Origin of the sequence: Argonema antarcticum A004/B2 (assembly GCF_023333585.1) — a bacterium.
GTDB lineage: Bacteria > Cyanobacteriota > Cyanobacteriia > Cyanobacteriales > Aerosakkonemataceae > Argonema > Argonema antarcticum.
This window is the reverse complement of sequence record NZ_JAIQZN010000102.1, coordinates 1-25437: the sequence shown is the minus strand read 5'-3', so window position 1 is coordinate 25437 and position 25437 is coordinate 1. Positions and strand designations below refer to the sequence as shown.

Genomic DNA, 25437 nt, shown 5'->3' with positions numbered 1-25437 from the left:
GGGGGGGAGGGGGGGAGTGGGGGAGTGGGATTTTGCAGATCTTCTCCCTCTTCCCTCTTCCCTCTTCCCCTAGCCCCTAGCCCCTAGCCCCTAGCCCCTAGCCCCTAGCCCCTAACCCCTAGCCCCTAACCCCTAGCCCCTAGCCCCTAGCTTTGACCAGGTAGTCGGAAGCCAAACAAAGCACCAGAAGGCGATCGGTTTTCTGCCCAAATTGTACCCCCGTGAGCTTCAATAATCTGGCGACTGAGGTACAAACCCAATCCAGATCCTGTTGCTTGTCGGTTACTGTGACCTTGGTAAAATCGATCGAACAAGTGAGGCAGCTCGTCGCTGGTGATTCCCTGTCCGCGATCGACAATCTTCACAACTCCACAGCCAGAATCAAACTCCAGTACAATCTCCACTTTACCGCCGCGAGGAGAATGATTAATGCCATTTATCAATAAATTTGTAAAGACTCGCCGCAACTGTAAGGCGTCCCCTTTCACCCACAAAAAGCTCCGAAAGTCAGATGAGTCATAATTCAGCGAAACATACACCCGGCGCGTCGCAGCTAAATCCGTTAGCGTAGCAGTTACCTCTTCGGCTAAGGACACCAAATTAATCGGCGCTAGCTGAAGTTGGAGTCCCTCGGCGTCGTTGCGGTACACATCCAGCAGCGTCTGCACCAGTTCTAGTGTAGAACGGTGGCTGCGAGCCATCATCTCCAGAACTTTTTGCTGAGGGGGACTGACGACGCCAAATTGTCCGCTCTGAAATGATTTGATTGTCTCAATTGCTCCCAGTAAGGGCGTTTTGAGGTCGTGGGTGAGCGTGGAAACGAAGTCTTCGCGGATACCAGCGAGCTGTTGTTGGGAACGCAATTGCGATCGCTGTTGGGCTATCGCTTCTTCGTAGTGGCGGTTGCGATCGCTCAACCATCCCGTTACCAATAATGCCATTACCACAATCAAACGATTCGCTAATGTCGAAGGATTCAAGGATTCTACAGTCGGTAAAACCAGATTCAACAGCGTTAAAGCGGCAGCTGTTAGTGTAATTTTCAACGTTGCCGATCGACCTAAGCGCGAGTTGGCCAGCAAAATCGGGCCACTATATAGGTAGCCGAACACATACTCTGGCGGCGTGGTATACTCCAGCACCATCACCACTGCAAAGGCGGACGCGATCGAGGTACAAGTATTTACGTGCTGATTCTTAGTAAAAATAATTGCATTGAGCATTGGGAAATTTCAGATTTTAGATTTTAGATTTCAAATTTGTTTTAATTTTAGATCTTATATTCCTTCTATATCTACATATATAGATATTTTTATAAATCCAGATATATTGATTTTCAGAGATAACCCAAACAGTATATATCAATAATACACTGGGAGAGCTAAGTTATTTGCAAGACAATTTATGTCTGTTGTCTGATGTTTGGAATGTGAAAATGCTAGAAGATTTAAGTGTGAATCGTTTAACGGATTGACACAAATTGCGTAGTATTAGACAATGATTTTTGCCCAAACCAAATTCATCCAGACAAAAATCCAATTCAATAGCTGTTACTGCGGCAACCCATTATCTGCGATAAAGTTGCCCAAAAATTGTGGTTTGCTAGGCATTGTAAGGTCAGAAAAACTAATTTTAGCCAGCGATAATCCTACAGTGCATTATGGAGATGACATTCTAGCTGTAGCGCTCAACCCAGGAATGAGTCCAGAACTACAATTTATCCTCCAAAAAAGGCATCCGGTTTTGTGGTCTAATTACACTTGTTCCTTGAATGCTGAATACGACTCGTCTTGTGAAGAGTTATTTATTTTGTGAATTATGTGGCAAGGCTTTTTTCAAATAACACTGACAATCCTAATTTTGGTGCCGCTCGTCCATTTTTTGGGACGCTACATGGCCAGAGTATTTTTAGGAGATAAAACCTTTCTAGACCCAATTATGGTGCCATTAGAACGCACCATTTACTTGCTGGGTGATGTGCGTTACAAAGATGATATGACAGGTTGGCAGTATGCGCGATCGGTCCTACTCAGCAACCTTGTTATGGGCATTTTAGTTTATCTAATTTTTGTGTTGCAACTCATACTCCCTCTAAATCCCACTTCCTTAAATCCGCCGAGTTGGGACTTAGCGTTGCACACAGCTATCTCCTTTGTCACCAACACAAACCAACAACACTACTCAGGCGAGACGACTTTCAGTTATTTCACCCAGATAGCGGCTTTGGGCTTTTTAATGTTTACTTCCTCCGCCACAGGTTTGGCAGTAGGAATTGCCTTTATTCGAGGTTTAACAGGTAAATTGCTGGGTAATTTTTACGTCGATCTTACCCTATCAATTACGCGAATCTTGCTACCTTTATCAATCGTCGGTGGATTAATTTTGATTTTTTTGGGCGTACCCGAAACACTTGCGAGCCCAGAAACAGTGACCACCTTAGAGGGAGCCAAACAAGTAATTGCTCGTGGCCCAGTGGCTCATTTTGAATTTATTAAACAACTGGGAGAGAATGGCGGCGGCTTTTTTGGTATCAACTCCGCTCACCCGTTTGAAAATCCCAATTCTGCCAGCAACCTGATTGAAACTCTGGCAATGGTTTGTATCCCAGCCGCGTTGATATTCACTTATGCTATCTTTGCAAATAACCTTAAACAAGGATGGCTGCTATTTGGGATGGTATTCATCTTTTATGTTGTTTTGATTGCGATTGCCGCTGTTGGCGAATTCCAAGGAAATCCACTTGTTAATAACATCTTGGGCGAACAGCAACCTAATTTAGAAGGCAAAGAAGTGCGATTTGGCTGGGCGCAAACAGCACTGTGGGCAATTACAACCACTGGCACTATGTGTGGGGCAGTCAACGGAATGCACGATTCTCTGATGCCTCCCGGTGGCTTTTCTACTCTATTTAATATGTTTCTGCAAATGGTTTGGGGCGGACAGGGAACAGGCACAGCTTATTTATTCGTTTACCTGATTTTGTCAGTGTTTGTCACTGGTCTAATGGTAGGACGAACACCAGAATTTTTGGGTCGCAAAGTTGAGAAGCGGGAAATTGTTCTCGCCAGCGTTATTTTGCTCGTTCACCCGATCGCAGTTTTGATTCCCAGCGCCATTACCTTGGCCTTTCCCGAAACTCTAGCAGGAATTAGTAATCCTGGTTTTCACGGTATTTCCCAAGTCGTTTACGAATACACTTCAGCTGCTGCCAATAATGGTTCTGGGTTTGAAGGATTAGGTGATGGAACTATGTGGTGGAACTTAAGTGCCTGTATTAGTTTGTTGGCTGGACGCTACTTACCAATTATTGCTCTTTTGCTTTTAGCTGATAGTATGGCTCACAAACAACCTGTACCGGAAACTACAGGTACGTTGCGAACTGATACGGTTTTATTTACTGGGGTTACAGCGGGAATCATTTTGATTTTGGGAGCTTTGACATTTTTCCCAGTTCTCGCACTTGGCCCGATCGCAGAAGCATTTCAATTTGCAACTGGTCATTAGTCATTAGTTAGTCGAAAAAAAACAACTGACAACTGACAACTGACAACTGACGACTGACAACTGACAACTGACAACTGACAACTGACAACTGACAAATGACAAATCCTACTTCTAAACCCAGACGCACCCCCCAAGGACGACGAGACTCGCGCAGACATACGCCGAAAGTAGATACAAAAGGGCTTTACCAAAGAGCCGTGCGGGAATCTTTTGTGAAGCTTGACCCGCGAGTTCAGGTGAAAAACCCAGTCATGTTTATCGTTTGGGTTGGCACTATTATCACCGCACTGTTAGCGATCGATCCATACCTGTTTGGCGCAGTCCCTGGTGAAAATTTGCGGTTGTTCAACGCCTTAATTGCGGTAATTTTGTTCTTTACCGTTGTATTTGCCAACTTTGCGGAAGCGGTGGCCCAAGGACGGGGTAAGGCGCAAGCTGATGCTTTGCGATCGACTAAATCGGATACGATCGCTAAAAAACTCCTCCCCGATGGTTCAATACAGGAAGTAAGCTCCACTACTCTGCGACGAGGCGACCAAATAAAAGTAGTTGCAGGTGATGTCATTCCCGCTGACGGCGAAGTAATTGCGGGTGTAGCATCCGTCGATGAATCGGCAATTACGGGCGAATCGGCACCAGTACTGAAAGAACCCGGTTCTGATATAGCTAGTTCTGTTACCGGCGGCACCAAAATTATCTCCGACGAACTTACAATCCGAGTTACTGCCGATCCTGGAAAAGGGTTTATCGATCGCATGATTGCCCTAGTCGAAGGCGCAGAACGCAGCAAAACACCTAACGAAATTGCCCTCACCGTTCTCCTGGCAGTTCTCACCCAAGTATTTCTGATTGTTGTGGCGACACTACCCACCATCGCCAGCTATGTAAACAGTTCCGTGAGTGTAGCAATTTTGATTGCCCTGCTGGTAGCCCTAATTCCTACCACAATTGGCGGTTTGTTGAGCGCTATTGGGATTGCCGGGATGGATCGAGTCGCCCAATTTAACGTAGTTGCGACTTCGGGACGGGCGGTAGAAGCTTGCGGTGATATCAGCACGCTGGTATTAGATAAGACAGGAACAATCACGTTGGGCAATCGCTTAGCTGAGGAATTTATCCCAGTAAACAATCATTCGATCGAGGAAGTTGCCCAAGTTGCTTTAGCTGCAAGCGTATTTGATGAGACGCCGGAAGGCAAGTCGATCGTCCGTTTAGCTGAGAAATTGGGCGCTACAGTAGATTTCGATCGCAGCAAAGCAGAAGGAATTGAATTTTCGGCCAAAACTCGCATGAGTGGAACAAACTTACCCGATGGCGGCGAGGTGAGAAAAGGAGCTGTAGACTCTGTTAAAGGTTTTGTTCGTTCTCGCGGCGGACAATTAGCACCCGACTTAGACCAAGCTTACGAACGAGTTTCGCGACTGGGGGGAACTCCTCTAGCGGTTTGCCAAGATAATGATATCTACGGCATCATCTATCTCAAAGATATTATCAAACCGGGAATTCGCGATCGCTTCGACCAACTGCGACGCATGGGTGTCCGCACCGTTATGCTAACCGGCGACAACCGCATTACCGCATCTGTGATCGCCCAAGAAGCAGGCGTAGACGACTTTATCGCCGAAGCGACGCCGGAAGACAAAATCGCCGTCATCCAACGGGAACAGGCAGAAGGCAAACTGGTGGCCATGACTGGCGATGGCACCAACGACGCCCCAGCTTTGGCGCAAGCAAATGTGGGGGTAGCGATGAATTCTGGCACCCAAGCGGCAAAAGAAGCGGCGAATATGGTGGATTTGGATTCCGATCCAACTAAGCTAATTGATTTGGTGACAATCGGCAAACAATTGTTGATTACTCGCGGTGCTTTGACTACCTTTTCAGTTGCTAATGATATTGCTAAATACTTCGCCATTATCCCAGTGATCTTTGCTTCTGCGGGTATTCAAAGTCTCAATATTATGGGTTTGGCGAGTACTAAGTCGGCGGTTTTATCGGCGCTAATTTACAATGCTTTGATTATTCCGGCTTTGATTCCTCTAGCGCTGACAGGTGTTAAGTTTAGGCCGCTGACAGCTAATCAGCTTTTGCAACGCAATATCTTAATTTATGGATTGGGAGGTGTGATTGCTCCGTTTATTGCCATTAAGGTTATTGATGTCCTGATTGCATCTGTTGGTTTGGCTTAAAGCAGTAAGTGGCGTCAATAAAGTGAACATCGAGAAACCCGGTTTCTAATCCCACAGTTTTACGTTTTATTATGTCCAACTTAGTAACGAACCACAAAGACGCGAAGTAAGAAGAAAAAATTATGAAGCGAATTGATTTGTTTGATGAGTTTTTACCCAGAGATTTTAAGGAAGGCGTTGAGTTACTAAAAGCGCAATGGCGTAGGCGACCTTTGCCAATTCAGTTGTTTTTGCTAATGTGCCTGAATCTGATAATTGCTCCGGCTGTTTATGCAGCGGCGGGTACAGAGATCGATCGCCGTTCTGCCTGGGCTCTTGGTATGCTTGGTTTGCTGACTCTGGGTCTTTCGATTTACGTTTTTGTTGTGATTTTCCAGCCCGAACACTTCTGAATTTTGGATTTTAGATTGAAGAATTGATATCAAATACGGTAACATCCGTTGCCTAAAAATTCTCCTTCTCATATCTGCGTTCATCTGCGTTCATCTGTCTTCATCTGCGGTAAAAATTTAACCAACGATAACAACAGAGAATTTGTGTATTTCGCTCATGTACTACTGATGCAACCGCACAGGATATGAAATGCAATCTGAAGTCTGTAATTTGAAACCTAAAACCTGATAAAATTTCAAATCCCAATTGTATGTCTATCTTTCGAGAAATTGTAAAAGCAATTCGCGTCACCCTTATTTTCTGGCTTCTGACCGGAATAATTTATCCTCTGCTTATGGTATTGACAGGTCAAATTGTTTTTCCATATCAGGCAAATGGCAGCTTGATTAAAAATGCTCAGGGACAAACGATCGGTTCGGCTTTGATCGGTCAACCTTTTTCGTCTGACCGATATTTTTGGAGTCGTCCCAGCACCACTAACTACAGCAGTTTTCCTGCCGCCGAGTTCGATCCCAAAAATCCAGATAATATAACTCAAAGAACTGGTACATCTGGCGCTAGCAATCTTGCTCCCAGCAATACGCAAACTTTGCTTAAAGATAATAGAAAACCAGACGATCCAGATTTGCTCAAACGTATTCAAATCGATGTAGAAAGACTAAAACAAGCAAATATCCAACCAACTGCGGATATGGTTTATACTTCTGGATCTAGCTTAGACCCGCATATTAGCGTGCAGTCGGCCCGATCGCAAATTGCACGAGTGGCACAGGCCCGATCGCTTTCTACTAACCAGGTTGAGATTCTCGTTCCCAAATATACAGATGATAGATTTCTGGGCATTTTCGGCGAACCGGGTGTCAATGTTCTCAAGCTAAATCTGGCTTTGGATACTTTACAATCTGGTAGTGGGGCAAATGACTAATTTGAGATTTCAGCAAATGACCAATAATATCATGTACTGTGGCATCGCTTTCCTAAAAAAATACCACTCTTATCTGTGTTTATCTGTGTTCATCTCTCTTCATCTGTGGTAAAAAATTTAACCACCGATGAAAACAAACAATTTGAGGATATCAATCTTACACTAACGATGCTACCGGACATGATATAGCAATCGCCAGGGCGGTTAAGACATTATTAATTCCTGAAACGTTGGCGGATTTTAAACCCTTCTTTCCCTAGCCCCTAGTCCCTAGCTATATGATTCATTCCAGCGATATCACAAACGATTCCCAAATTCCGGGTATCAACCCGGATAAGCTTTACGAGCATTTCCGCCGTCGCGGTAAGCACAAAATATTTATTGGGATGGCTCCCGGTGTCGGCAAAACTTATCGTATGTTAGAAGAGACTCGCCAACTTAAGGAGCAAGGAATTGATGTCGTCATCGGATTACTGGAAACCCACGGTCGTGAAGAAACAGCACAAAAGGCGATCGGATTTGAAATAATCCCCAAACAAAAAATTGTTCGCAAAGGCGTCGCCTTACAGGAGATGGACACAGACGCTATTATCGCCCGCGAGCCTCAGCTAGTACTCATCGATGAACTCGCCCATACTAATGTACCAGGTTCCTTACGAGAAAAGCGTTACGAAGACGTTGAAACGGTCTTAGCAGCTGGCATTGATGTCTTTTCAACTGTCAACATTCAGCATATCGACAGTCTCAACGAGATAGTAGCAAAAATTACTGGTGTTGTAGTGCGGGAGCGCATTCCAGACCGCATTCTCGATGAAGCTGACGAAGTTGTGGTAGTAGATGTGACGCCAGAAACTTTGCAAGAACGGTTACAAGAAGGTAAAATATATGCTCCTGAAAAAATAGAACAATCTTTAGAAAACTTCTTTCAACGTCGCAATTTAGTCGCTTTGCGGGAGTTAGCGCTACGGGAAGTAGCGGACAATATTGAAGAGGATGCAGAAAACTCGGCTAAAAACGATCGCTTCTGCAATGTACGCGATCGCGTTCTAGTTTGCGTATCGACTTATCCTAACTCAGTACAACTACTGCGACGAGGCGCTCGAATTGCCACACAACTGCACGCTCGCCTTTACGTGCTGTTTGTAGCACATCCAGAACGCTTCCTCACCAAGCAAGAAAGTCTACATATTGAAACCTGCGAACATATTTGCCGCCAATATGAGGGCGAGTTTTTACGACTGAATACTACTGACGTTGCCCAAGCGATCGCAGAAACTGCCCGCAAGTATCATATTACTCAAGTGGTACTCGGACAATCCCAGAAATCTCGTTGGGAGTTATTCTGGCATGGTTCCCTTGTCCAGAAATTAGTACAATATCTCAAAGACGTAGATTTGCACGTCATTGCCACCGAAAAGCCAAACTCTAAAATTATTTAGCTTTCTTCGCCGGAAGCCCCACACCATAGCGGTACTCCGCTTGGTGTCGGGATGGATAGGCGGGTCATCGTCGCGTGGGAAATGACCAATCAATCAATCAGGCGAGTCCTGGTTTTCAATGTACTTCTTTAATGCTGAAACTGTCACACCACCACATGATACGATAAAGTAAGAGCCATTCCAAAGAACATCTTTGTAGTAAAACTCATTCAATCTCTGTTCAAATTCTGAGCGTAGTCGCCTGCTAGTAACCGTTTTGACACTGTTAACAAGCTTGCTCAGTTCTATTCCTGGGTGGTACTGAAAGAGTAAGTGAATATGGTTTTCTTCGCCATTGAACTCAATTACCCGACACTCCCATTTCTCCAGTAAGTCCTCAAAGACCTCATGTAATCGGTCTAGCATCTCCTTGGTGAAAAGCTTCTTTCGGTACTTGGTTGTCAGCACTAGATGAGCCTTTAAGTCTGACACAGAGCGACCCCTAGAAACAAAATCATTTTTCATCCTCAACCCTTGCCTAGTTGGTGTATACTTAAAAATTTACACCAATTAGGAGAGATAGTGAGAACAGCCTACCAGTACAGACTACGCCCAACAAAACAGCAAGTCGCCAATCTTGACAGATGGCTGGCAATGCTGTGTAGCCAGTACAACTACTTGTTGGCTGATAGGTTTAATTGGTATGAACAAAATCGTTCTCCTATTAACGCTTGCCCCCTTGTTTGCCATCTACCAGAACTACGGGACAATCCTGACTATTACAGTCAAAAGAAAACGCTACCGCAACTCAAAAAGACACATCCTTGGTACGGAGAGATTTACTCACAAGTGCTTCAGGATGTAGTCAAGCGAGTCAAGGTAACATTTGACCGTTTCTTGAAGGGTGATAATAATGGGAAGCGTACCGGAAAACCAAGATTTAAGGCGTCAAAGCGTTATCGCACGTTTACTTATCCTCAAATGAAGGAAGGGTGTTTGCAAGGAAACCTGATTAACTTGCCCATGTTTGGAAAAGTTAAGGTTGTCCTGCATCGTCCTATCCCTGACTCCTTCAAAGTTAAAACTGCATCAGTTACCAAAAAAGCCGATGGTTACTACCTCACGCTTTCTCTTGAGGACAAAACCGTCCCTGAAATTAAGCCAAATTTCAACCCCGATAAAATTGTTGGAATTGATGTAGGGCTAAAGGAGTTTTTAACAACTTCTGAAGGTGAAACTATTGCTATCCCCCAATGTTATCGTCAAGCCCAAAAACGTTTACGTGTCATCCAGAAACGAGTGTCACGTAGAAAAAGGGGCAGTAACGGTAGGCTCAAGGCTATCCAACAATTGGGAAAGCAACATAAGAAAGTTGCTGACAAAAGAAAAGATTTCCATTTCAAGACAGCGAATTGGCTGTTATCAAAATATGACGTAGTTGCTCACGAAGACTTGAACGTTAAAGGGTTGGCTCGCACCCGATTAGCTAAGTCTGTGTTGGATGCTGGGTGGTCAAGCTTTCTGTCGATACTAGCAAACAAAGCCGAAAATGCTGGTTTGTTGGTTGTCCCAGTAAGCGCCCATAACACTTCACAAGATTGCTCCAATTGCAAAGAGAAAGTACCTAAGAATCTGCATATCCGAGTTCATGACTGTCCCCATTGTGGGTTGCGTCTAGATCGAGACTGGAATGCAGCCATAAATATAAAAAACAGGGCTGAGGGGCATCCAGTCCTTAAAGCGCAACGCCTCCTAAGCGACAGCCGGATTGGTTGCGAAGCCTACACCAACCTGAGTACAGGTATGGTGTAGGAGATGTCACATTGACAATTGCTAACATCGTGGCGCTCCTCAACTGTTGGGCGGCGCGTTGCCGTTACCGCCCTGTCTGAGTAAATATTCCCAGATGCGCCGAATTTCAGCCTGAAACACCTCGCGATCTCGCTCTATTATCCGTAGAGCCATCTGGTGGTCGCGTGCAATGCTGGCTAACTGGGTAACGGTTCGCTCTAATCGTGCAGTGGTCTGTGACAAAGCCCGTATTTCCCTGCGGTTGGCATTTTGGATCGTGCGAATTAGATCGAGATCATCGGCTATCTGTTCTAGCTGTTCATCAATGTTAGAAAGTCGTACAGCGATTTCTTCTGGTTGGTCTTGGTTAGTTGTCATTAGGTTTTTGTTTGCTAGAGATTGGTGTTTTTTTTGCTACATTTTATGTCCGCCATCAAGACGGTCGAGCCAAAATGTCCGATCGCAGTCCGCGCAAAAAAGTATAATCTAAAATCTAAAATCTAAAATCTAAAATCTAAAATCAAATGGTACTTGTAATTGGTTTAATCAGCGGCACGTCAGTGGATGGCATCGACGCCGCTTTAGTAGAAATTTCCGGTAAAGATGTCGATCTAAAAGCCGAGCTTATAGCCGGGGCAACCTACCCCTACCCACCGGATCTCAGAGAGAAAATTTTAGCCGTCTGCGCTGGGGCAGCTCTTTCAATGGCAGACTTGGCAGAATTAGATGATGCGATCGCACTTTCCTTCGCCCAAGCTGCCTTAGCTATTCAAGCCTCTAGCACCCCAGCCCAGCTGATAGGCTCCCACGGCCAAACAGTTTACCACCGCCCACCCAAAGACGATTTTGGATTAAAAGAAAACCAAAATCCAAAATCCAAACTGGGATACAGTCTTCAGCTAGGACGAGGAGAGGTGATTGCCCAATTAACAGGCATTAGTACAGTGAGCAACTTTCGGGTAGCGGATATTGCTGTCGGAGGTCAAGGTGCGCCCCTGGTATCGCGTATAGATGCCTTTCTTCTGAGTCATCCCACCGAACATCGCTGCGTTCAAAATATTGGTGGGATCGGCAACCTCACTTATTTACCAGCTCGTCAGGGCAACTGGCTCGAAAGCGTGCGCGGCTGGGATACCGGCCCCGGAAATGCCCTCTTAGATCTGGCGGTACAGCATTTAACGAGTGGCAGCAAAACCTACGACAAAGATGGAGCTTGGGCTGCGACTGGCACTCCCTGTATACCCCTAGTGGAGAAATGGCTCCAGCATGACTTCTTCGAGCTACCGCCTCCCAAATCTACAGGTCGAGAACTATTCGGAGTGGACTACTTTCAAGCTTGTATGGCAGATGCCGAGAATTACCAACTGAGTTCGGCAGACCTGCTGGCAACGCTTACCGAACTCACGGTAGCTTCGATCGTTCGCAGCTACCGCAGTTTCTTGCCCGATCTGCCCGACATGGTGTTGTTGTGTGGTGGTGGCAGTCGCAATCTATACTTAAAACAACGATTGCAAGCTTATCTCTCACCGGATGGACATCAGTCACGGGGCATAGGACAGGCATCAATACCCAATCCCCAATGCCTAATTCCAGTAATGACAACTGATGAAGTCGGATTGGATGCGGAGTACAAGGAAGCGATCGCGTTTGCAGTTTTAGCTTATTGGCGGCATCTAGGCATACCTGGTAATCTTATGCAGGTAACTGGTGCCCAAAAAGACGTCCTTCTGGGGGATATCCACCAAGTGACTGGAACCGCTGCGTGTTAGCATAGAGTCTTGCGATCGGGCAGTGAGCAATCAAGGCAAGGATATAGAGGCGTGTCTCACACCTTTTTAATTGAGGCTGGGCGCTGGAGACTACAGGGAAATTGGCTTGAGCGCAACGGTATGCCCGTTAATGTCAAAGGGCTAACCCTGGTAGCGTGGGGTCGCGACAACTGGTTCACAATGGTGACAAAGCTGGTATTTCCAGACAGCGATCGCGAAGAAATTTCCCTGCAATATCGAGGGCGTCTGGATGCTGGCGAACGTCAGTATACTTTTGTACTGCAACACAGTCTGCTGGGACGAGTGGAAGGAGAAGGCTGGATTGCACAAGAATCAATCGTGCAGCGCTACTGGGTGCTGGGAGATCGTCAGCGCCGCAGTGGCTTTGAAACACTCCATCGGGTAAATGAAAACCAATACTATATCTCCAGCAGCATTCTGGCAGGCCATTATTTGACCAGCACAATGGAAGCAACCTTGGAGCGTCAGCCAGAATCGAATTATCCTTGAATAGTAGATCGTGTTGTTAGTTCAACTGAGTTCGAGGCTAAGCCGTAAAGTTTACCAGATAGAGTGGAGTTAGATTTTACTTCCATTCTTAAACTTTATAGGCAAAGCTTAGTTATTGAGAAGGAGGTTGAGGCCCCTCACAGGCTCTGTTAGGGTGTCCCAAAAACAGGGATTGCATGATTTGCCAGTATAGTTTCGCATCTTGCGGAGGGCAAATGATTCACGCCCTTTTTTCCATCTCAGGGTTAGGGCGGGTTTAACTAGAATGCGCTGGCATAATCAAAATTCTGCATAAACCCCCCTGACTACCCGGTTGTGAGACAACTGACCGGCAGATATATTACTTTAACGCTCCTTCTGTAGGTGGAGCTCGATCGCAATGACAGATCCCAACATTGGTCGCTTAGTTGACAATCGCTATCAGCTTGTGGAGTTGGTAGGAACTGGGGCTATGGGTCGGGTTTATCGCGCCAAAGATGTTTTACTCGGAGGCGTCCCCGTCGCCGTTAAGTTTCTTTCTCTAACAATTCAAAATCCGAAGTTGCGTTTGCAAGAGCGCTTTGAGCGAGAAGCCAAAACCTGTGCTTTGTTAGGCCAAAAAAGTCTCCACATTGTCAGAGTCATGGATTATGGCGTAGACGAGAATAAAACCCCCTTTTACGTCATGGAATACCTCCAGGGAGAGAGCCTGAGCGAAGTAATTCGCTCCCGTACTCTTGCTTTACCTAAGTTTTTATCTCTAGCACGCCAAATCTCTTTGGGATTGGAGTGCGCCCACCAAGGCATCCCTGTAGATGGCGAAATCTGTCCCATTATTCACCGGGACATCAAACCCAGCAATATTCTAGTAATTCAAGACGCCAGTCTTGGACAGTTGGCTAAGGTTCTTGACTTTGGGATTGCTAAACTGCGTCAGGCAGACAGCGATCAAACTAACTATTATTTAGGAACTTTGGCTTATTCCTCTCCAGAACAAATGGAGGGTAAGGAACTAGACAACCGTTCCGACATTTACAGTCTGGGCGTGCTGATGTTTGAAATGCTCACGGGTAAGATGCCCCTACAAGCAGAAACTCACTCCTTTGGGGGTTGGTACAAAGTCCATCACTTCCAGCAACCGCGCTCTTTTGACTCAGTTAACCCAAATTTAAAAGTGCCCAAGGCTTTGGAAAATTTGGTGATGAGCTGCTTGGCAAAGGAACCGGGCTCCCGCCCCAACGATGTGGGTGAAATCCTCAAGGCGTTGGAACCTTTAGAGCAACGCTTCAGTACGGGTAGGCAACTCGGTGAGCGCATTGAAGCAACTCCGGCTAACGTGCCCCTACCAACGGAATCAAAACCTCATGCCCTAGCAATCCCATCAAAACTCCAGCCGGTAGCAACGCCATCGAAATCCCAGCATCCCCCTTCCCTTGATGAAATCGAGCGTCTCGTTCGACAACAAACCTGGCCGAGCAACAAACCTCTAGCCCAAATTGTGTTTGCTCATTCTTTGTCCGCTAGCCAGGAAACTTTGGCCACTCTATGGGTGATGTTAAAAAAAGAAGATATTCAGAAGCGTCATGTTTGCAAACGCTACAATCAATTCTTATTTTTAATGTCTCCCCATCCCATGCTGATGTGGATTACAGCACTTTACACTCGCGAAGCTGGCCCAAAGTGGCTGCGCTGCTACTTGGATATGAAAAACCCCCAAGGCGAAGAGATGACAAAACTGTTAGGAGAAAAAGGTCGCTACTGGGTGTTGTTATTTGCTTTGGAGGAACATAAAAATTGTATGCACGCCATGAGTGTTAGGATAGCCCCCTCCCAATGCCAATTGCTACAACAGTGGGTTAAGACCAGTCAGACATTGATATCGGTAGGTTCGCCTAAGATGAGTAAAGAGCTGCTTAATGCCCAATTCGAGAAGATAAAGCCCCAGATTGTCACGAAACTGGAAGGCAATTCATCCTTGAACTTACAAGATTAATTTGTCAGTAACCTGATATAGCTAGGGGCTAGGCTTCGACGTGAGCGCGGCTCGACTGAGCGCTCACGTCGAAGTCCGAACGATTTGGTGGAATTAAGAATGTCTTAACCGCCCTAAAGTTGCTATATAGCAAAGTGCTTCGGCTTTAGTAAAAACACACTCCCCGCCTTGCTTTGATCGTTTAATAATGTCCTAAGCGCTCTGCGCTTAGCTATAAATAATTTGGTTCTTTCGTGTCAAATACGCTGTAGGTACAAGCCATAATTTAAAATTTTTGTATGACCGATACACTTATGATGTCGTGTCCCTACAAAAATTAGCATAATAATTCCCAAAGACGCATATTTTTTATAACCCTACAACCCAAAGCCGTGGGTTATATTGCCCGTGCGGGATGAAAAATAGAAGATATTACTTTCAACTTAGATCGTAAGTCGATCGATCTCCGTCTTTGAAACCAAACCAGTCTGGAAACAAACCGTACAAATAAAGTTGACGCCCCAGCATCCCCAGCTTCTTTCCCCCAAGGAACAAAGCAAGAGAAGGAGGTCGCCGACTGCGACGTTATTCATCTCTATTCAAACTGAGCAGTTGGTTCTAAACCCCATTGGTGCTTCAGGAGATTCTTGTATGTCGCTTCGCGTACCATCATTTGCTCATAGAGCTTAACCAAAAATTCCTGGGCCTGCTCGTGGTTCATTTTCTCGACCTGATTTTTAAAGGAAAAGATGCTGAATTGTTGTTCGAGAGACAGTTCGATTGGTGAATTCATAACTAACTCCTAAGAAAGATATAGCGATGGCTTATCGGTTGTCAAAGGGCCATTTGGAGAAGGGCTGGGCAGAACTGTTTGGTTACTGCCTTATATTACAAAAGATAACAATTATTTGACAAAGTGCCCATACCTCCTAAAGTTGATACTTCTCGATCCAAAAGATAGATCTATCGTTCCGGAAGTTCCATAGCGCTTAATGGTATTTTTATCAAGTTCTAAAACTCAAAATTGCTCAGAATGAACAAAAAGCTGGGTAGATATACCTACCCAGCTAAATTTATTCGTTCTTCGAGCTAATGATTAATTTTGCTTATCGATAAATTATTCTATGGCCACAACGATCGTTGTGATGTTGTCTCGACCGCCTTGTTCTTTAGCAGCCTCAATGAGATCGACGGCGGCTGTTTCACACAAAGGGGAGTTGAGGTAGGAAGCGATCGCAATATCGGAGAGTTCTTCGGTCAGTCCATCGCTGCATAGCAGGAGGCGATCGCCCACTTCCACATCCAGGGATTGTATCTCCACCTGACCTAAATCCTCGCGCCCCAAACATTGAGATAACATATGCCGCCAAGGATGAATTCTAGCCTGTGACGGACTGAGGACACCACTTTTGAGAGCTCGCGCCACCCAAGTGTGATCTTCAGTAATTTTTTCCAGCTTTTCGGCTCGCAGCCGGTACAGACGAGAATCACCCACATGAGCCACCAAAGCCTGTTCCTTTCGGAACAGCACCACCACTGCCGTTGTGCCCATATCCGATCGTTCTGGGTGTTTCTGCTGATCCTGGACAATAGCCTGATTTGCCTTCCAGAAAGCTGCCTCCACCAGTACTGGGGATTCCTCTTGAGAATTCCAATATTCGTTTAAGTAGGACTTAATCGCGTCGGTAGCGATCCAGCTTGCTTCCTCACCCCCGGCGTGTCCGCCCATCCCATCTGCCACGATAAAAAATCGCCCATCCGGGTCAATATAAAAAGCATCCTGGTTCACCGGACGAACGAGTCCGGGGTCAGAAAGACCCGTCCAGCGACTTTTCATCTCAAAACCTCGCCTTAGTTTGGAAACCGCTTATTTTTAGCTCGCACAGGAAACAAGACTCGCAGGTTTTAACCCGCGTCAAATATTTACAGAAATACAACGGGAATTAGAACATCCGCTCAGATTTGTCAATCCGTCGGAGTAGCCGGATTAAAGCCACAGCCACCCCAGCTGCAATCAAAGCAGCGATCGCAGCCAGAACTACCTTATCATGAACCAGTAAGATAGTTGCTGACAGCGTAAAAGCACTGATTATTAAAGCATAAGTCGTGCCCGTCTGCGAGCTGTTGAGGCGGCGCAGAACCCGGTCTGTTTCCGTGGAACGCACCCGCACGCGCAAATCGCCTCGCTCTAGCTTTTCTAGGGTTTCCTCAATCCGGCGGGGTAAGCCTAAAGCCGTACTGCTAACTTGAGCCGCTTGACGGCCTATTTCTCCCAGCAGGCTATTCGTAGCATCGAAACCATTTCCATCGCTCATAAGCTGCATTGCAAAAGGTTTGGCAACTTCCATAAAGTTAAATTCCGGATCTAAACCTTTCCCCACACCCTCTAGGGTTGAGAAAGCTCGCATCACAAACGTGAAGGTAGCTGGGAAGCGAAACGGCTGGTCGTAGGCAATTTCATAAAGGTCATCAGTAATTTCGCTCACAGACTGATTTTCAAACGGCTTATCCATAAAGTGATCCAGCATATACTGGATCGATCGCCGCACCGGCCCCATATCATCTACTGGCGAGATAGCACCCAAATTCACCAGAGAGGAAACAACCCGGTCAGCATTTTTTTGGGAAATGCCAAACAGTGTTTCCATCAGCTGCTCGCGAACATTAGACCCAATCTTGCCCATCATACCGAAATCGTAGAAGATCAGGGCACCTTCTGCGCTGGCGGCAATATTTCCAGGGTGAGGGTCAGCGTGGAAGAAGCCATCGTTGAGCAGCTGTTGCAGGTAAGCTCTCGCACCCATTTGAGCTAAAGCCTTGCGATCGAGCCCAGCCGTCTCCAGCGCTTCGTAGTGACTGATTTTAATCCCCGGCAGGTATTCCAAAGTTAATACCCGTGGCGACGTATAGCGCCAGTAGACGCGGGGCACCTTTACCCAATCCTGACTGCGAAAGTTGCGGCGGAAGGTATCGGCATTGCGACCTTCATTGAGATAATCAATCTCTTCCCACAGAATGCGACAGCACTCCTCGTAAATTCCCAACCAATCTCGACCGCGACCCCAATCGGGATGATTTTGGAAGTAGCGAGTAATTCCCTTGAGAATTTCTAGATCGATCGTAAACAACTTCACCAGACCGGGGCGCTGCACCTTCGCCACGACTTCTTCACCCGAATGCAGCTGGGCTTTGTGTACCTGTCCCAAGCTAGCTGCGGCTAGAGGAATTGGGTCAAAGCTGCGGTAAAGTTCGGGTACTTTTTTGCCCAAATCTTGTTCGATAATAGCCTCAGCTTGCTCGTAGCTAAAGGCAGGCACCTTATCTTGCAGCTTGGAGAGTTCCTCCACATACTCGGAAGGGAACAAATCCGCACGGGTGGAGAACAACTGACCGACTTTGATGAAAGTTGGCCCCAAATCCAGGAAAGTTTCTCGAATCCAGATGGCTTGTTTTCGGCGTCTTATGGCTCGTTTGGCATCCGTTATTCCACCTTGATAGCTCCAAGGTTTACTATCGAGCCATAGCTGAGACATGAGAGTTAAAACGAAAGCCCAAATGTCCAAAAAGCGGCGCTGACGAGAGTAATTTTCTCGATTCCAGCGGTAGGCTTTTTCGCTATAGGATTTTGCTGTAGCCCGCGACCAGGCTATTTCCTTCTGGGGGGCCATACCTTCGCCACGATCGCCCCCCTCAAAAGACGGACGGCTTCTATATTGCTTCGGCATAACCGGATCATCAGGCAGGGCAGACACTTGGGTTTACAACTTTATAAAAATCCACTTACAAAAACCACTCCTTTAGGGGTGGGATCGATCGCTAACGGCTTTAGCCCAATGGCACCCTTGTTAAGGGAGGCCGAGCCTCCTCTATCCCAGCTAAACTTAGCGCCATTCGGCTAAAGCCGCCCTCTCTTCTATACTATACAGGCGTAAAGCAGTGAACTACCCGCCGCGTGTTTCGGAGTACCGAGGGTGTGGTCTCTCACCCGTTGGTGATGTAGGGGACAAGGAGGACAAGGAGGACAAAGCCCAGAAGAAAAGCTTTTCGTTTCAACCAACTACTTATGACCACACCCGAGTACCGATTATAGCGGAGGCTTCTGTACTCATATCTACTCTAATATTCGTTGCTGCATTTCCATCACGATCGTGATGGAAATGCAGTGAGGATAAATCCATTCCCTCACATCTAACGACATTTCATTGACTTGATAGAAACAATTAGAGCAAAGCTTGGAACTGGGGAACCATCTATCTATCTCAATCAACTTCCCACATGAGCGTTCTAGCTTATATGCTAGGAAGTTGATAAAAGTTCCCCACCCCAAATCAGATATTGCTTTCGCCAATTTGTCATTACGTTCGCGAAGCGTGCGCGAAGCGCATACCATGCCCAAGACATGAAGATTTTCTACGATGACAGCTTGGCAAGATGTTTAGGATTGTCATATTTAGACATTTTTTAGCGATCGGTGACAACCGCAAAGTGTTTTAATCCCAAATCAATACCGTAAATCTTACCGTTCGACGTGAGCGCGGCGAGCGCTCACGTCGAAGCCTTCTGTCCTTGTGGTATTTTCACTCAGACTAAGTTCTACAATGATTATCGAGAGTGGAAGATTCTGACGCACCCTACTATATTTGCCAGTTGCGTAATTCCTGTTAAATTCTATTTCCAAGATGTCTAATATGGAACAAAAGCCACTGTTTTTCGTCTTGACAAGGATCTGATCGATTGCGATATCCTTTAAAGCTGGCCAGCAAATTTTCCTGATGTAATAGCAAAATTGCGAATCATTGATTAGTTAGCAGATTTGGCTAGACCATCATGAAAATTAAAGTTATTAAAGATACGGTATTCAAGCAATCTTCTGTCCAAGCGATCGATCTACCCGAAAGTCAAAAAGTAGCAGTCGGGGCTGGTAGAGTATTTGAGCTAAATTCTTATAAAGACATAGGAAGTCATATAAGGTTCGCTCTCGAAAAAACTTTCTTCAAAGGTAGAAACACTTGGGTAGCTTATCAAGAGCATATTGAGATTATTGGCGACGATGGGGTAAAACGCATCGGTAAATTTAGCCCTAACGATAAGCTTCCCGCGCAAGTACGTTTACCAGTTCCTTACTTCAGCCAACTCAACAACCGATACAAACCAGAAGGTACCTGCAATGTCACCAGCGTTGCCATGTGTTTGTATTACTATGGCATTAGACCTGCCCGTCGCAATAAGCAGCTAGAAGATGAACTCTTTGAACTGGTCGATCGCAATGGATGGGATCGCCACGTTCACGATCACCTGCGTAGAGTGTTCCTTGAGTATGATATGTACGATGTCTTCAAAATGGATGCAACTTGGAATGAAGTAAAAGCTCACCTAGCCAACGGAAATCCCGTTATTTACCCAGGTCGGTTGACGGGAGGGGGACATATCATTGTCCTTCGCGGCTATGACGATACAGGCTTTTTTGTTAACGATCCCTATGGTGAATACTTCGATTCAGGCTATCAAACGGATCTGACTGGCGAAAACCTCCATTACTCCTACAATCTAGTCAAGTCCAAGACTTATGGTGAAGGTGGAACCACTTGGGCGCACTTCCCTGAGAAGAAGTGATACCATTTTAGATTTTAGATTTTAGAATTGAAAAAACTCTTGCTGCCAGAGAGTTTCAGTCAACTAATTTCTAATATCTGTAGGTCGCACTGAATATTGAGAAACCCGGTTTCTTCGAGAAACCGGGTTTCTTTGAGCTATTTCTTTGTAGGTTTAGCCCTTGTGAAGCGAAACCCAACCTACAAAGCTGAATATTGAGAAACTCGGTTTCTCGAACTTGTCTATCGATCAATAAATCTGTTCTAGACGACGAAAATCTCTTTCCACTTCAGACCAAAGAGAACGATTGTGGGGGTCAGTGCGTAACGCTTTTTTTAAATAAATTCTCGCTTTATCCAGTTCTCCCTCAGTCACCAAATGACGGCCCCAGCGCTGATAAGTAATAGCCTGCCACTGACGGACTTCTGGGTCTTCTGGTAGGCGTTGTGCTAAACCTTCTACTAGAGCGATCGCACGAGGAAACCTTTGAGCTTTTAGCAGTAGCTGCAATTGCTCGTATAATTGCCACTTAAGTTGTTTTTCCGTTTCCGATAGTTGAGGTTCCGGTTCGGCAGGCTTTTCCTTGCGCGTCACCTTCGTTTTTGGCGGCGGTGTTTTTGCGGAGTCAGAGGCGGTAGGCGGGGTCTGGGATTGCCTCGAATCCTGGGAAATTTCAACCTCTTTGACAACGCCCAGAAGAAAGTGGTAAGCCTCAGTGATAGCAATAAACTTATCCTTGGCTTCTCGATCCGTCGGGTTGACATCGGGATGATAGCGCCGAGCTAAACGACGGTAAGAAGCCTTAATATCAGTCATTGAGGCTCCAGACTTTAGCCCCAGTAATCGATAGCAATCTGCCAGGTTCATCAAGTTAAGCGTTAAACCTAATCCCGATAATAGCAAACGCAGCCTCAAGCTTTCAGGACTTACGCGCTAGCCCCCCTAACCCCCCAGATTTGGAGGGGAGGGGGCAAGGGGGGGGCGAAACAAGAAATATTGCGTAAGTCCTATCGGCATAGGTTATGCGACTGCTGGGGTTTTAATTTCAGCAGAGCGATCCTCAATAACGCGATCGATCAAACCGTATTCTTTCGCTTCTTGAGCAGACATGAAAAAGTCGCGATCCATATCTTTCTCGATCCTAGATAGAGGCTGACCCGTCTTTTCGGCATAGATATCATTCAACTGGCGGCGAATCCGCAGGATTTCTCTAGCCTCAATCTCAATATCCGTCGCTTGACCCCTAGCACCGCCAGAAGGTTGGTGGATCATAATCCGCGAGTGGGGTAGAGCCAAGCGTTTCCCCTTAGTACCAGCTGTAAGCAGGAAAGACCCCATAGAAGCTGCCAAACCGACGCAAATCGTCACAATATTCGATTTGACGTGCTGCATGGTGTCGTAGATGGCTAAACCCGCCGTCACCGAACCACCGGGAGAGTTGATGTAGATATAAATATCTTTGGTTTGGTCGTCAGAATCCATATAGAGCAGTCTAGCGATGATGGCATTAGCCATTCCATCGCTGACTTCTCCGCTTAAGAAGACAATCCTTTCCAGAGCAAGGCGCTCGTAGATATTAATCCACTGGGTGAAAGGCTCTCCTGGGAACCGATAGGGCACTCTTGGAACACCAATGGGCATATAATTTTCTTCCTTGTAGCGAATAACTAGAACTTAACCGTGAAGAGCGGCGATTGGTTGAGGAAGTTCTTTAGGACTTTCCAAAACCCGATCGATCAAACCGTATTCCTTGGCTTGGTAGGGGGTCATGTAGAACATCCGATCCATATCTTTGGCGATCTTCTCTGGCGATTGACCCGTATTTTGAGAGAAAATCTCAAGTATCGCCCTTTTGTTTTCCAAGACTTCCTTAGCTTGAATTTGAATGTCTGTGGCTTGACCGCGAGCGCGAGTGCGAGCGTGATGCAGCACGATCGTAGCGTTAGGCAGACTGGCTCTGCACCCTTTCGTTCCTGCTGAGAGGATCATTGCTGCCGTCCCCATAGCCTGACCAATACAGATGGTATGGACTGGAGGCTTGATGTAATTAAGGGTGTCGCAGATCGCAAAGGCTTCCGTTTCAAAGCCTATAGCATCTCCGCCATACCAAGCAGTCCCCGTGGAATTGATGTAGATGGAAATCGGCTTCTCCGGGTCATCGTATTGCAAAAACAGCAGTTGGGCAATGATTAACTCGGTTACGTCTACACCTACTTGAGCTTTGATCTCGTCAGATGAAAATAGCGGCAATCCGAAATAGACAATCCTTTCCTTCAACAACAAGGAAGGCAAATCTGGAGGGGGTGTTCTGTAAAAGGAATCTCCGTAGTACGGAGCTTGAACAGCTTTGATAGGTGAGTTCATAGGTCGGATTATCGCCCAAAACTTTCTTCAGTGTTTTTTTTATGGTAACGCGCTAGGGGGATGTCTTTGCGGCACGTTCAGTAGTGATCCCAACACCTGTCTGTTCAGATTCTCTGGGTGATTACAGCCGCTTGCCGTGGGATGAAGTGCTACATAGAAACCGAGTTTCTTGAAGAAACCGGGTTTCTATCATGTAGATATCAGACCGCCCCGCGCAGCTTGGTTGTCCCACTTGACACTGTTGCAGATATCTGTTTCGATCGATCGGTTACATAGTACAGGACTTACGCACGAAAAAGCTATGACCGCATCAGCTAGGGAGTTGACTGAACCGTAAGTTCTTAAATTCGTCAGTCCTTAAATTGGTCAATAGCTCCATTTCTTTTGGCAGCGCTGTTGCTATCTTGCGATCGGACAATGCACTGTAAGATGCTGGCATCTGGGAGTTGCATCTGCCAATGATAGACCACGATCGCTTGTTCAAGGAACTGCTTACCACTTTCTTTCCCGACTTCATAGATTTATTTTTCCCTGACGTGGCGGCGTATCTGGAACGGGACTCGGTGACGTTTCTGGATAAGGAAATTTTTACCGATGTGACCGCTGGGGAAGAGTACGAAGCCGATTTAGTCGCCAAGGCGAGGTTTCAGGGTCAAGAGTCATTTTTCTTGATTCATACCGAACACCAATCCGAAGCGCGAGGATATTTCAGCAAACGGATGTTTCGCTATTTTGCCCGTTTGTACGAGAAACACGCTTTGCCAGTTTATCCCATTGCGCTATTTTCCTACGATGTGCCGCAACGTCCAGAACCAACTTTCCATCGGGTTGATTTCCCCGATTTTAAGGTGCTGGAGTTCAATTACCGGGTAATTCAGCTAAATCGCCTCAATTGGAGAGATTTTCTGCGTTACCAAAATCCGGCAGCCAGTGCGCTGATGGCCAAAATGAAGATAGCGCCGTGCGATCGTCTTCGAGTGAAATCTGAATGTTTGCGCTTGATGGCTACTTTAAAGCTCGATCGAGCGCGAATGCGTTTGATTTCCGGGTTTATTGACACTTATCTGCGGCTAAATGCAGAGGAGGAAAGACTTTTTCAAACTGAGATTAGTACAATTGAACCATCTGCACGGGAGGTAGTTATGGAAATTGTTACCAGTTGGATGGAACAAGGATTAGAACAAGGATTAGAGCAAGGACGCCAGCGAGAAGCTTTGTCTTTAATTCTGCGTCAACTTAACCGCCGCCTTGGTGGAATTGCTCCTGATTTAGGGGCAAAAATTCGCAGTTTATCTGTTGATAAATTGGAAGAATTGGGTGAGGAGTTGTTGGATTTTTCGGATGTTGCCGATTTGGTTACTTGGTTGGATAGAGAGATAATAGGTTAGTAGAGGTTTAAAGCGTTAGCAAAGAAACCGGGTTTCTCTAAGAACCCGGTTTCTTTACGTAAGACCTAATATTTAGTCATCGATTTCGGGTCTTCCGTACTTAGTGTTCTAAGTTAACTTAGCACACTAAGTACGGAAGACCCCGATTTTGCATAGAAACCGGGTTTCTTTGCGTTAGGGCATTTTGTCAAGCCCTTGCTTAAATGCGATCGCCCTGAATCGGATATCCTGGTTGTAAGTGCGTAACGCCAGTGCTTTGCGGTTAGGTAAATAATATTACTAATTGCCTATAGAGGATCTGAGGATAATGAAAGTTAGTTTGCAGCCTATATTGAACGATGCCAATCTGGACGCGGCTCAATCGACGAGTCAACGTCAGCTGGAGATTTCTGTTTCGGCTACGCCGGGTGAAATAGTAGAGAATGTGCCGCTAAACTTGTGTCTGATTCTCGATCGCAGCGGTTCGATGAGCGGACGCCCCCTGGAAACAGTCAAACAAGCGGCAGGACGCTTGGTCGATCGACTTAAAGAGGGCGATCGCCTCTCTGTGGTAGCCTTCGATCACCGCGCCAAAGTTTTAATCCCTAATCAAATTATTGAAGATGGAGCTGCCATCAAACGGCAGATCGGCCTACTGAAGGCTGACGGCGGCACAGCAATTGATGAGGGACTGCGCCTGGGAATTGAAGAAATGGCTAAGGGCAAAAAAAATGCGATTTCTCAGGCATTTTTGTTGACCGACGGTGAAAACGAACATGGCAACAATGATAAATGCCTCAAATTGGCGGAACTGGCTGCTGGCTACAAACTGACGCTGAATGCTTTGGGATTCGGCACACACTGGAACCAAGATATTCTAGAACAAATTGCCGATGCCGGTGGTGGCTCCTTATCTTATATCGAACGGCCCGATCGCGTAGTGGAAGAGTTTGCTCGCCTGTTCAACCGCATTCAATCTGTGGGATTGACTAATGCTTACTTGCTGTTCGAGCTGATGCCAAAAGTGCGACTGGCAGAACTCAAACCCATAGCTCAAGTTGCTCCCGATACGATCGAATTGCCGGTACAACAAGAAGGGGAGCGATTTCTAGTCCGATTGGGAGATTTGATGACCGAACAAGAGCGAGTTATTCTGGCCAACTTGTATATCGGTCAAATGCCAGAAGGGCAGCAGACTGTAGTCCGCGTGCAAGTTCGCTATGACGATCCGGCCCAGGGTAAGGAAGGTTTACTCTCCGAAATCGTGTCAGTGGAGGCAAACTGTGTGCGGACTTACCAACCGAGTATCGACCCAAAGGTACAAAAGTCGATTTTGGCTTTGGCAAAATATCGACAAACTCAAATTGCCGAGACAAAATTGCAACAAGGCGATCGCGCTGGCGCTGCTACAATGCTGCAAACTGCTGCCAAAACCGCACTGCAAATGGGAGACAAAAGTGCCGCCACAGTGCTGCAAGTCAATGCCACCCGGCTGCAATCAGGAGAAGAACTTTCGGAAGGCGATCGCAAGAAAACCCGCATTGTCTCCAAAACCATATTGCAGAGCGACTCTTAATTTTTGGTCATCTGACCACTGACCACTGACCACTGACCACTGACCACTGACCACTGACCACTGACCACTGACCACTGACCACTGACCA

At 46.3% G+C, this 25437-nt stretch carries 23 protein-coding genes; 13 read left to right on the top strand and 10 right to left on the bottom strand.

What is annotated here, in order from left to right; translation table 11 throughout:
* Positions 1 to 146: 146 nt before the first annotated feature.
* A complete protein-coding gene (locus LAY57_RS29455; protein WP_249070739.1) occupies positions 147 to 1223 on the bottom strand; it encodes a sensor histidine kinase in 1077 nt (358 codons plus the stop codon).
* A gap of 274 nt (positions 1224 to 1497) precedes the next feature.
* Between LAY57_RS29455 and LAY57_RS29450 the strand changes: the two genes are divergently transcribed.
* The 6 genes from LAY57_RS29450 (at position 1498) to LAY57_RS29425 (ending at position 8450) form a co-directional block, all read left to right on the top strand.
* Positions 1498 to 1815, top strand: coding sequence for a potassium transporter TrkA (locus LAY57_RS29450; RefSeq protein WP_249070738.1), 318 nt, complete (start codon positions 1498 to 1500; stop codon positions 1813 to 1815).
* Between the two features lie 3 nt (positions 1816 to 1818).
* Positions 1819 to 3504, top strand: a complete 1686-nt coding sequence (gene kdpA / locus LAY57_RS29445; protein ID WP_249070737.1) for a potassium-transporting ATPase subunit KdpA — start codon at positions 1819 to 1821, stop codon at positions 3502 to 3504.
* Between the two features lie 95 nt (positions 3505 to 3599).
* On the top strand, positions 3600 to 5693 hold the full coding sequence (gene kdpB / locus LAY57_RS29440; protein ID WP_249070736.1) for a potassium-transporting ATPase subunit KdpB: 2094 nt from the start codon (positions 3600 to 3602) through the stop codon (positions 5691 to 5693).
* Positions 5694 to 5815: 122 nt separating this feature from the next.
* A complete protein-coding gene (locus tag LAY57_RS29435; RefSeq protein WP_249070735.1) occupies positions 5816 to 6085 on the top strand; it encodes a potassium-transporting ATPase subunit F in 270 nt (89 codons plus the stop codon).
* A gap of 251 nt (positions 6086 to 6336) precedes the next feature.
* Positions 6337 to 7011 (top strand): K(+)-transporting ATPase subunit C, encoded by a 675-nt coding sequence (gene kdpC / locus LAY57_RS29430; RefSeq protein ID WP_249070734.1) that lies wholly within the window; start codon positions 6337 to 6339, stop codon positions 7009 to 7011.
* Positions 7012 to 7289: 278 nt separating this feature from the next.
* Positions 7290 to 8450, top strand: a complete 1161-nt coding sequence (locus LAY57_RS29425) for a universal stress protein (protein WP_249070733.1) — start codon at positions 7290 to 7292, stop codon at positions 8448 to 8450.
* A gap of 93 nt (positions 8451 to 8543) precedes the next feature.
* Here LAY57_RS29425 and tnpA read toward each other — a convergent pair whose 3' ends face one another.
* A complete protein-coding gene (tnpA, locus tag LAY57_RS29420; RefSeq protein ID WP_249070732.1) occupies positions 8544 to 8954 on the bottom strand; it encodes an IS200/IS605 family transposase in 411 nt (136 codons plus the stop codon).
* A gap of 57 nt (positions 8955 to 9011) precedes the next feature.
* On the opposite strand from tnpA, the gene LAY57_RS29415 reads away from it, so the two are divergent.
* Positions 9012 to 10241, top strand: a complete 1230-nt coding sequence (locus LAY57_RS29415) for an RNA-guided endonuclease InsQ/TnpB family protein (protein ID WP_249070731.1) — start codon at positions 9012 to 9014, stop codon at positions 10239 to 10241.
* Positions 10242 to 10280: 39 nt separating this feature from the next.
* On the opposite strand, the gene LAY57_RS29410 is transcribed toward LAY57_RS29415, so the two are convergent.
* Positions 10281 to 10598 carry a hypothetical protein gene (locus tag LAY57_RS29410; RefSeq protein WP_249070730.1) on the bottom strand — a complete coding sequence of 106 codons (318 nt, stop codon included), beginning with the start codon at positions 10596 to 10598 and terminating at the stop codon, positions 10281 to 10283.
* A 146-nt stretch (positions 10599 to 10744) separates the two neighbouring features.
* On the opposite strand from LAY57_RS29410, the gene LAY57_RS29405 reads away from it, so the two are divergent.
* The 3 genes from LAY57_RS29405 (at position 10745) to LAY57_RS29395 (ending at position 14471) form a co-directional block, all read left to right on the top strand.
* Entirely contained in the window at positions 10745 to 11989 is a 1245-nt protein-coding gene (locus LAY57_RS29405; protein ID WP_249070729.1) for an anhydro-N-acetylmuramic acid kinase, read from the top strand.
* A gap of 51 nt (positions 11990 to 12040) precedes the next feature.
* Positions 12041 to 12499, top strand: a complete 459-nt coding sequence (locus LAY57_RS29400; RefSeq protein WP_249070728.1) for a hypothetical protein — start codon at positions 12041 to 12043, stop codon at positions 12497 to 12499.
* A gap of 379 nt (positions 12500 to 12878) precedes the next feature.
* Positions 12879 to 14471 carry a serine/threonine protein kinase gene (locus LAY57_RS29395; RefSeq protein WP_249070727.1) on the top strand — a complete coding sequence of 531 codons (1593 nt, stop codon included), beginning with the start codon at positions 12879 to 12881 and terminating at the stop codon, positions 14469 to 14471.
* A gap of 574 nt (positions 14472 to 15045) precedes the next feature.
* Here LAY57_RS29395 and LAY57_RS29390 read toward each other — a convergent pair.
* From LAY57_RS29390 to LAY57_RS29375, 4 genes are all read right to left on the bottom strand, one after another.
* Complete coding sequence (locus LAY57_RS29390) at positions 15046 to 15243, bottom strand: NblA/ycf18 family protein (RefSeq protein ID WP_249070726.1); 198 nt, start codon at positions 15241 to 15243, stop codon at positions 15046 to 15048.
* A 324-nt stretch (positions 15244 to 15567) separates the two neighbouring features.
* Entirely contained in the window at positions 15568 to 16287 is a 720-nt protein-coding gene (locus tag LAY57_RS29385) for a PP2C family protein-serine/threonine phosphatase (RefSeq protein WP_249070725.1), read from the bottom strand.
* Positions 16288 to 16393: 106 nt separating this feature from the next.
* Entirely contained in the window at positions 16394 to 18118 is a 1725-nt protein-coding gene (locus LAY57_RS29380) for an ABC1 kinase family protein (RefSeq protein ID WP_249070740.1), read from the bottom strand.
* Positions 18119 to 18561: 443 nt separating this feature from the next.
* Positions 18562 to 18840: a zinc ribbon domain-containing protein gene (locus LAY57_RS29375; protein WP_338022517.1), complete on the bottom strand. Its 279-nt coding sequence runs from the start codon at positions 18838 to 18840 to the stop codon at positions 18562 to 18564.
* A 437-nt stretch (positions 18841 to 19277) separates the two neighbouring features.
* Between LAY57_RS29375 and LAY57_RS29370 the strand changes: the two genes are divergently transcribed.
* Entirely contained in the window at positions 19278 to 20063 is a 786-nt protein-coding gene (locus tag LAY57_RS29370) for a C39 family peptidase (RefSeq protein ID WP_249070724.1), read from the top strand.
* 228 nt (positions 20064 to 20291) lie between these two features.
* Here LAY57_RS29370 and LAY57_RS29365 read toward each other — a convergent pair whose 3' ends face one another.
* The 3 genes from LAY57_RS29365 to LAY57_RS29355 form a co-directional block, all read right to left on the bottom strand.
* Positions 20292 to 20909, bottom strand: coding sequence for a J domain-containing protein (locus LAY57_RS29365; protein WP_249070723.1), 618 nt, complete (start codon positions 20907 to 20909; stop codon positions 20292 to 20294).
* 153 nt (positions 20910 to 21062) lie between these two features.
* Positions 21063 to 21683 (bottom strand): ATP-dependent Clp protease proteolytic subunit, encoded by a 621-nt coding sequence (locus LAY57_RS29360; protein ID WP_249070722.1) that lies wholly within the window; start codon positions 21681 to 21683, stop codon positions 21063 to 21065.
* Positions 21684 to 21716: 33 nt separating this feature from the next.
* Positions 21717 to 22406 carry an ATP-dependent Clp protease proteolytic subunit gene (locus tag LAY57_RS29355; RefSeq protein ID WP_249070721.1) on the bottom strand — a complete coding sequence of 230 codons (690 nt, stop codon included), beginning with the start codon at positions 22404 to 22406 and terminating at the stop codon, positions 21717 to 21719.
* A gap of 458 nt (positions 22407 to 22864) precedes the next feature.
* Here LAY57_RS29355 and LAY57_RS29350 point away from each other — a divergent pair, with 458 nt between their 5' ends.
* Complete coding sequence (locus LAY57_RS29350) at positions 22865 to 23794, top strand: DUF4351 domain-containing protein (RefSeq protein WP_249070720.1); 930 nt, start codon at positions 22865 to 22867, stop codon at positions 23792 to 23794.
* A 307-nt stretch (positions 23795 to 24101) separates the two neighbouring features.
* Positions 24102 to 25349 carry a vWA domain-containing protein gene (locus LAY57_RS29345; RefSeq protein ID WP_249070719.1) on the top strand — a complete coding sequence of 416 codons (1248 nt, stop codon included), beginning with the start codon at positions 24102 to 24104 and terminating at the stop codon, positions 25347 to 25349.
* Positions 25350 to 25437 lie beyond the last annotated feature (88 nt).

Bases quoted from the DNA above. Each gene is read 5' to 3' on its own strand.
- LAY57_RS29455 (WP_249070739.1), bottom strand. From the start codon at position 1,223: ATGCTCAATGCAATTATTTTTACTAAGAATCAGCACGTAAATACTTGT.
- LAY57_RS29450 (WP_249070738.1), top strand. From the start codon at position 1,498: ATGATTTTTGCCCAAACCAAATTCATCCAGACAAAAATCCAATTCAAT.
- kdpA (WP_249070737.1), top strand. From the start codon at position 1,819: ATGTGGCAAGGCTTTTTTCAAATAACACTGACAATCCTAATTTTGGTG.
- kdpB (WP_249070736.1), top strand. From the start codon at position 3,600: ATGACAAATCCTACTTCTAAACCCAGACGCACCCCCCAAGGACGACGA.
- LAY57_RS29435 (WP_249070735.1), top strand. From the start codon at position 5,816: ATGAAGCGAATTGATTTGTTTGATGAGTTTTTACCCAGAGATTTTAAG.
- kdpC (WP_249070734.1), top strand. From the start codon at position 6,337: ATGTCTATCTTTCGAGAAATTGTAAAAGCAATTCGCGTCACCCTTATT.
- LAY57_RS29425 (WP_249070733.1), top strand. From the start codon at position 7,290: ATGATTCATTCCAGCGATATCACAAACGATTCCCAAATTCCGGGTATC.
- tnpA (WP_249070732.1), bottom strand. From the start codon at position 8,954: ATGAAAAATGATTTTGTTTCTAGGGGTCGCTCTGTGTCAGACTTAAAG.
- LAY57_RS29410 (WP_249070730.1), bottom strand. From the start codon at position 10,598: ATGACAACTAACCAAGACCAACCAGAAGAAATCGCTGTACGACTTTCT.
- LAY57_RS29405 (WP_249070729.1), top strand. From the start codon at position 10,745: ATGGTACTTGTAATTGGTTTAATCAGCGGCACGTCAGTGGATGGCATC.
- LAY57_RS29395 (WP_249070727.1), top strand. From the start codon at position 12,879: ATGACAGATCCCAACATTGGTCGCTTAGTTGACAATCGCTATCAGCTT.
- LAY57_RS29390 (WP_249070726.1), bottom strand. From the start codon at position 15,243: ATGAATTCACCAATCGAACTGTCTCTCGAACAACAATTCAGCATCTTT.
- LAY57_RS29385 (WP_249070725.1), bottom strand. From the start codon at position 16,287: ATGAAAAGTCGCTGGACGGGTCTTTCTGACCCCGGACTCGTTCGTCCG.
- LAY57_RS29380 (WP_249070740.1), bottom strand. From the start codon at position 18,118: ATGGCCCCCCAGAAGGAAATAGCCTGGTCGCGGGCTACAGCAAAATCC.
- LAY57_RS29375 (WP_338022517.1), bottom strand. From the start codon at position 18,840: ATGGTATGCGCTTCGCGCACGCTTCGCGAACGTAATGACAAATTGGCG.
- LAY57_RS29370 (WP_249070724.1), top strand. From the start codon at position 19,278: ATGAAAATTAAAGTTATTAAAGATACGGTATTCAAGCAATCTTCTGTC.
- LAY57_RS29365 (WP_249070723.1), bottom strand. From the start codon at position 20,909: ATGAACCTGGCAGATTGCTATCGATTACTGGGGCTAAAGTCTGGAGCC.
- LAY57_RS29360 (WP_249070722.1), bottom strand. From the start codon at position 21,683: ATGCCCATTGGTGTTCCAAGAGTGCCCTATCGGTTCCCAGGAGAGCCT.
- LAY57_RS29355 (WP_249070721.1), bottom strand. From the start codon at position 22,406: ATGAACTCACCTATCAAAGCTGTTCAAGCTCCGTACTACGGAGATTCC.
- LAY57_RS29350 (WP_249070720.1), top strand. From the start codon at position 22,865: ATGATAGACCACGATCGCTTGTTCAAGGAACTGCTTACCACTTTCTTT.
- LAY57_RS29345 (WP_249070719.1), top strand. From the start codon at position 24,102: ATGAAAGTTAGTTTGCAGCCTATATTGAACGATGCCAATCTGGACGCG.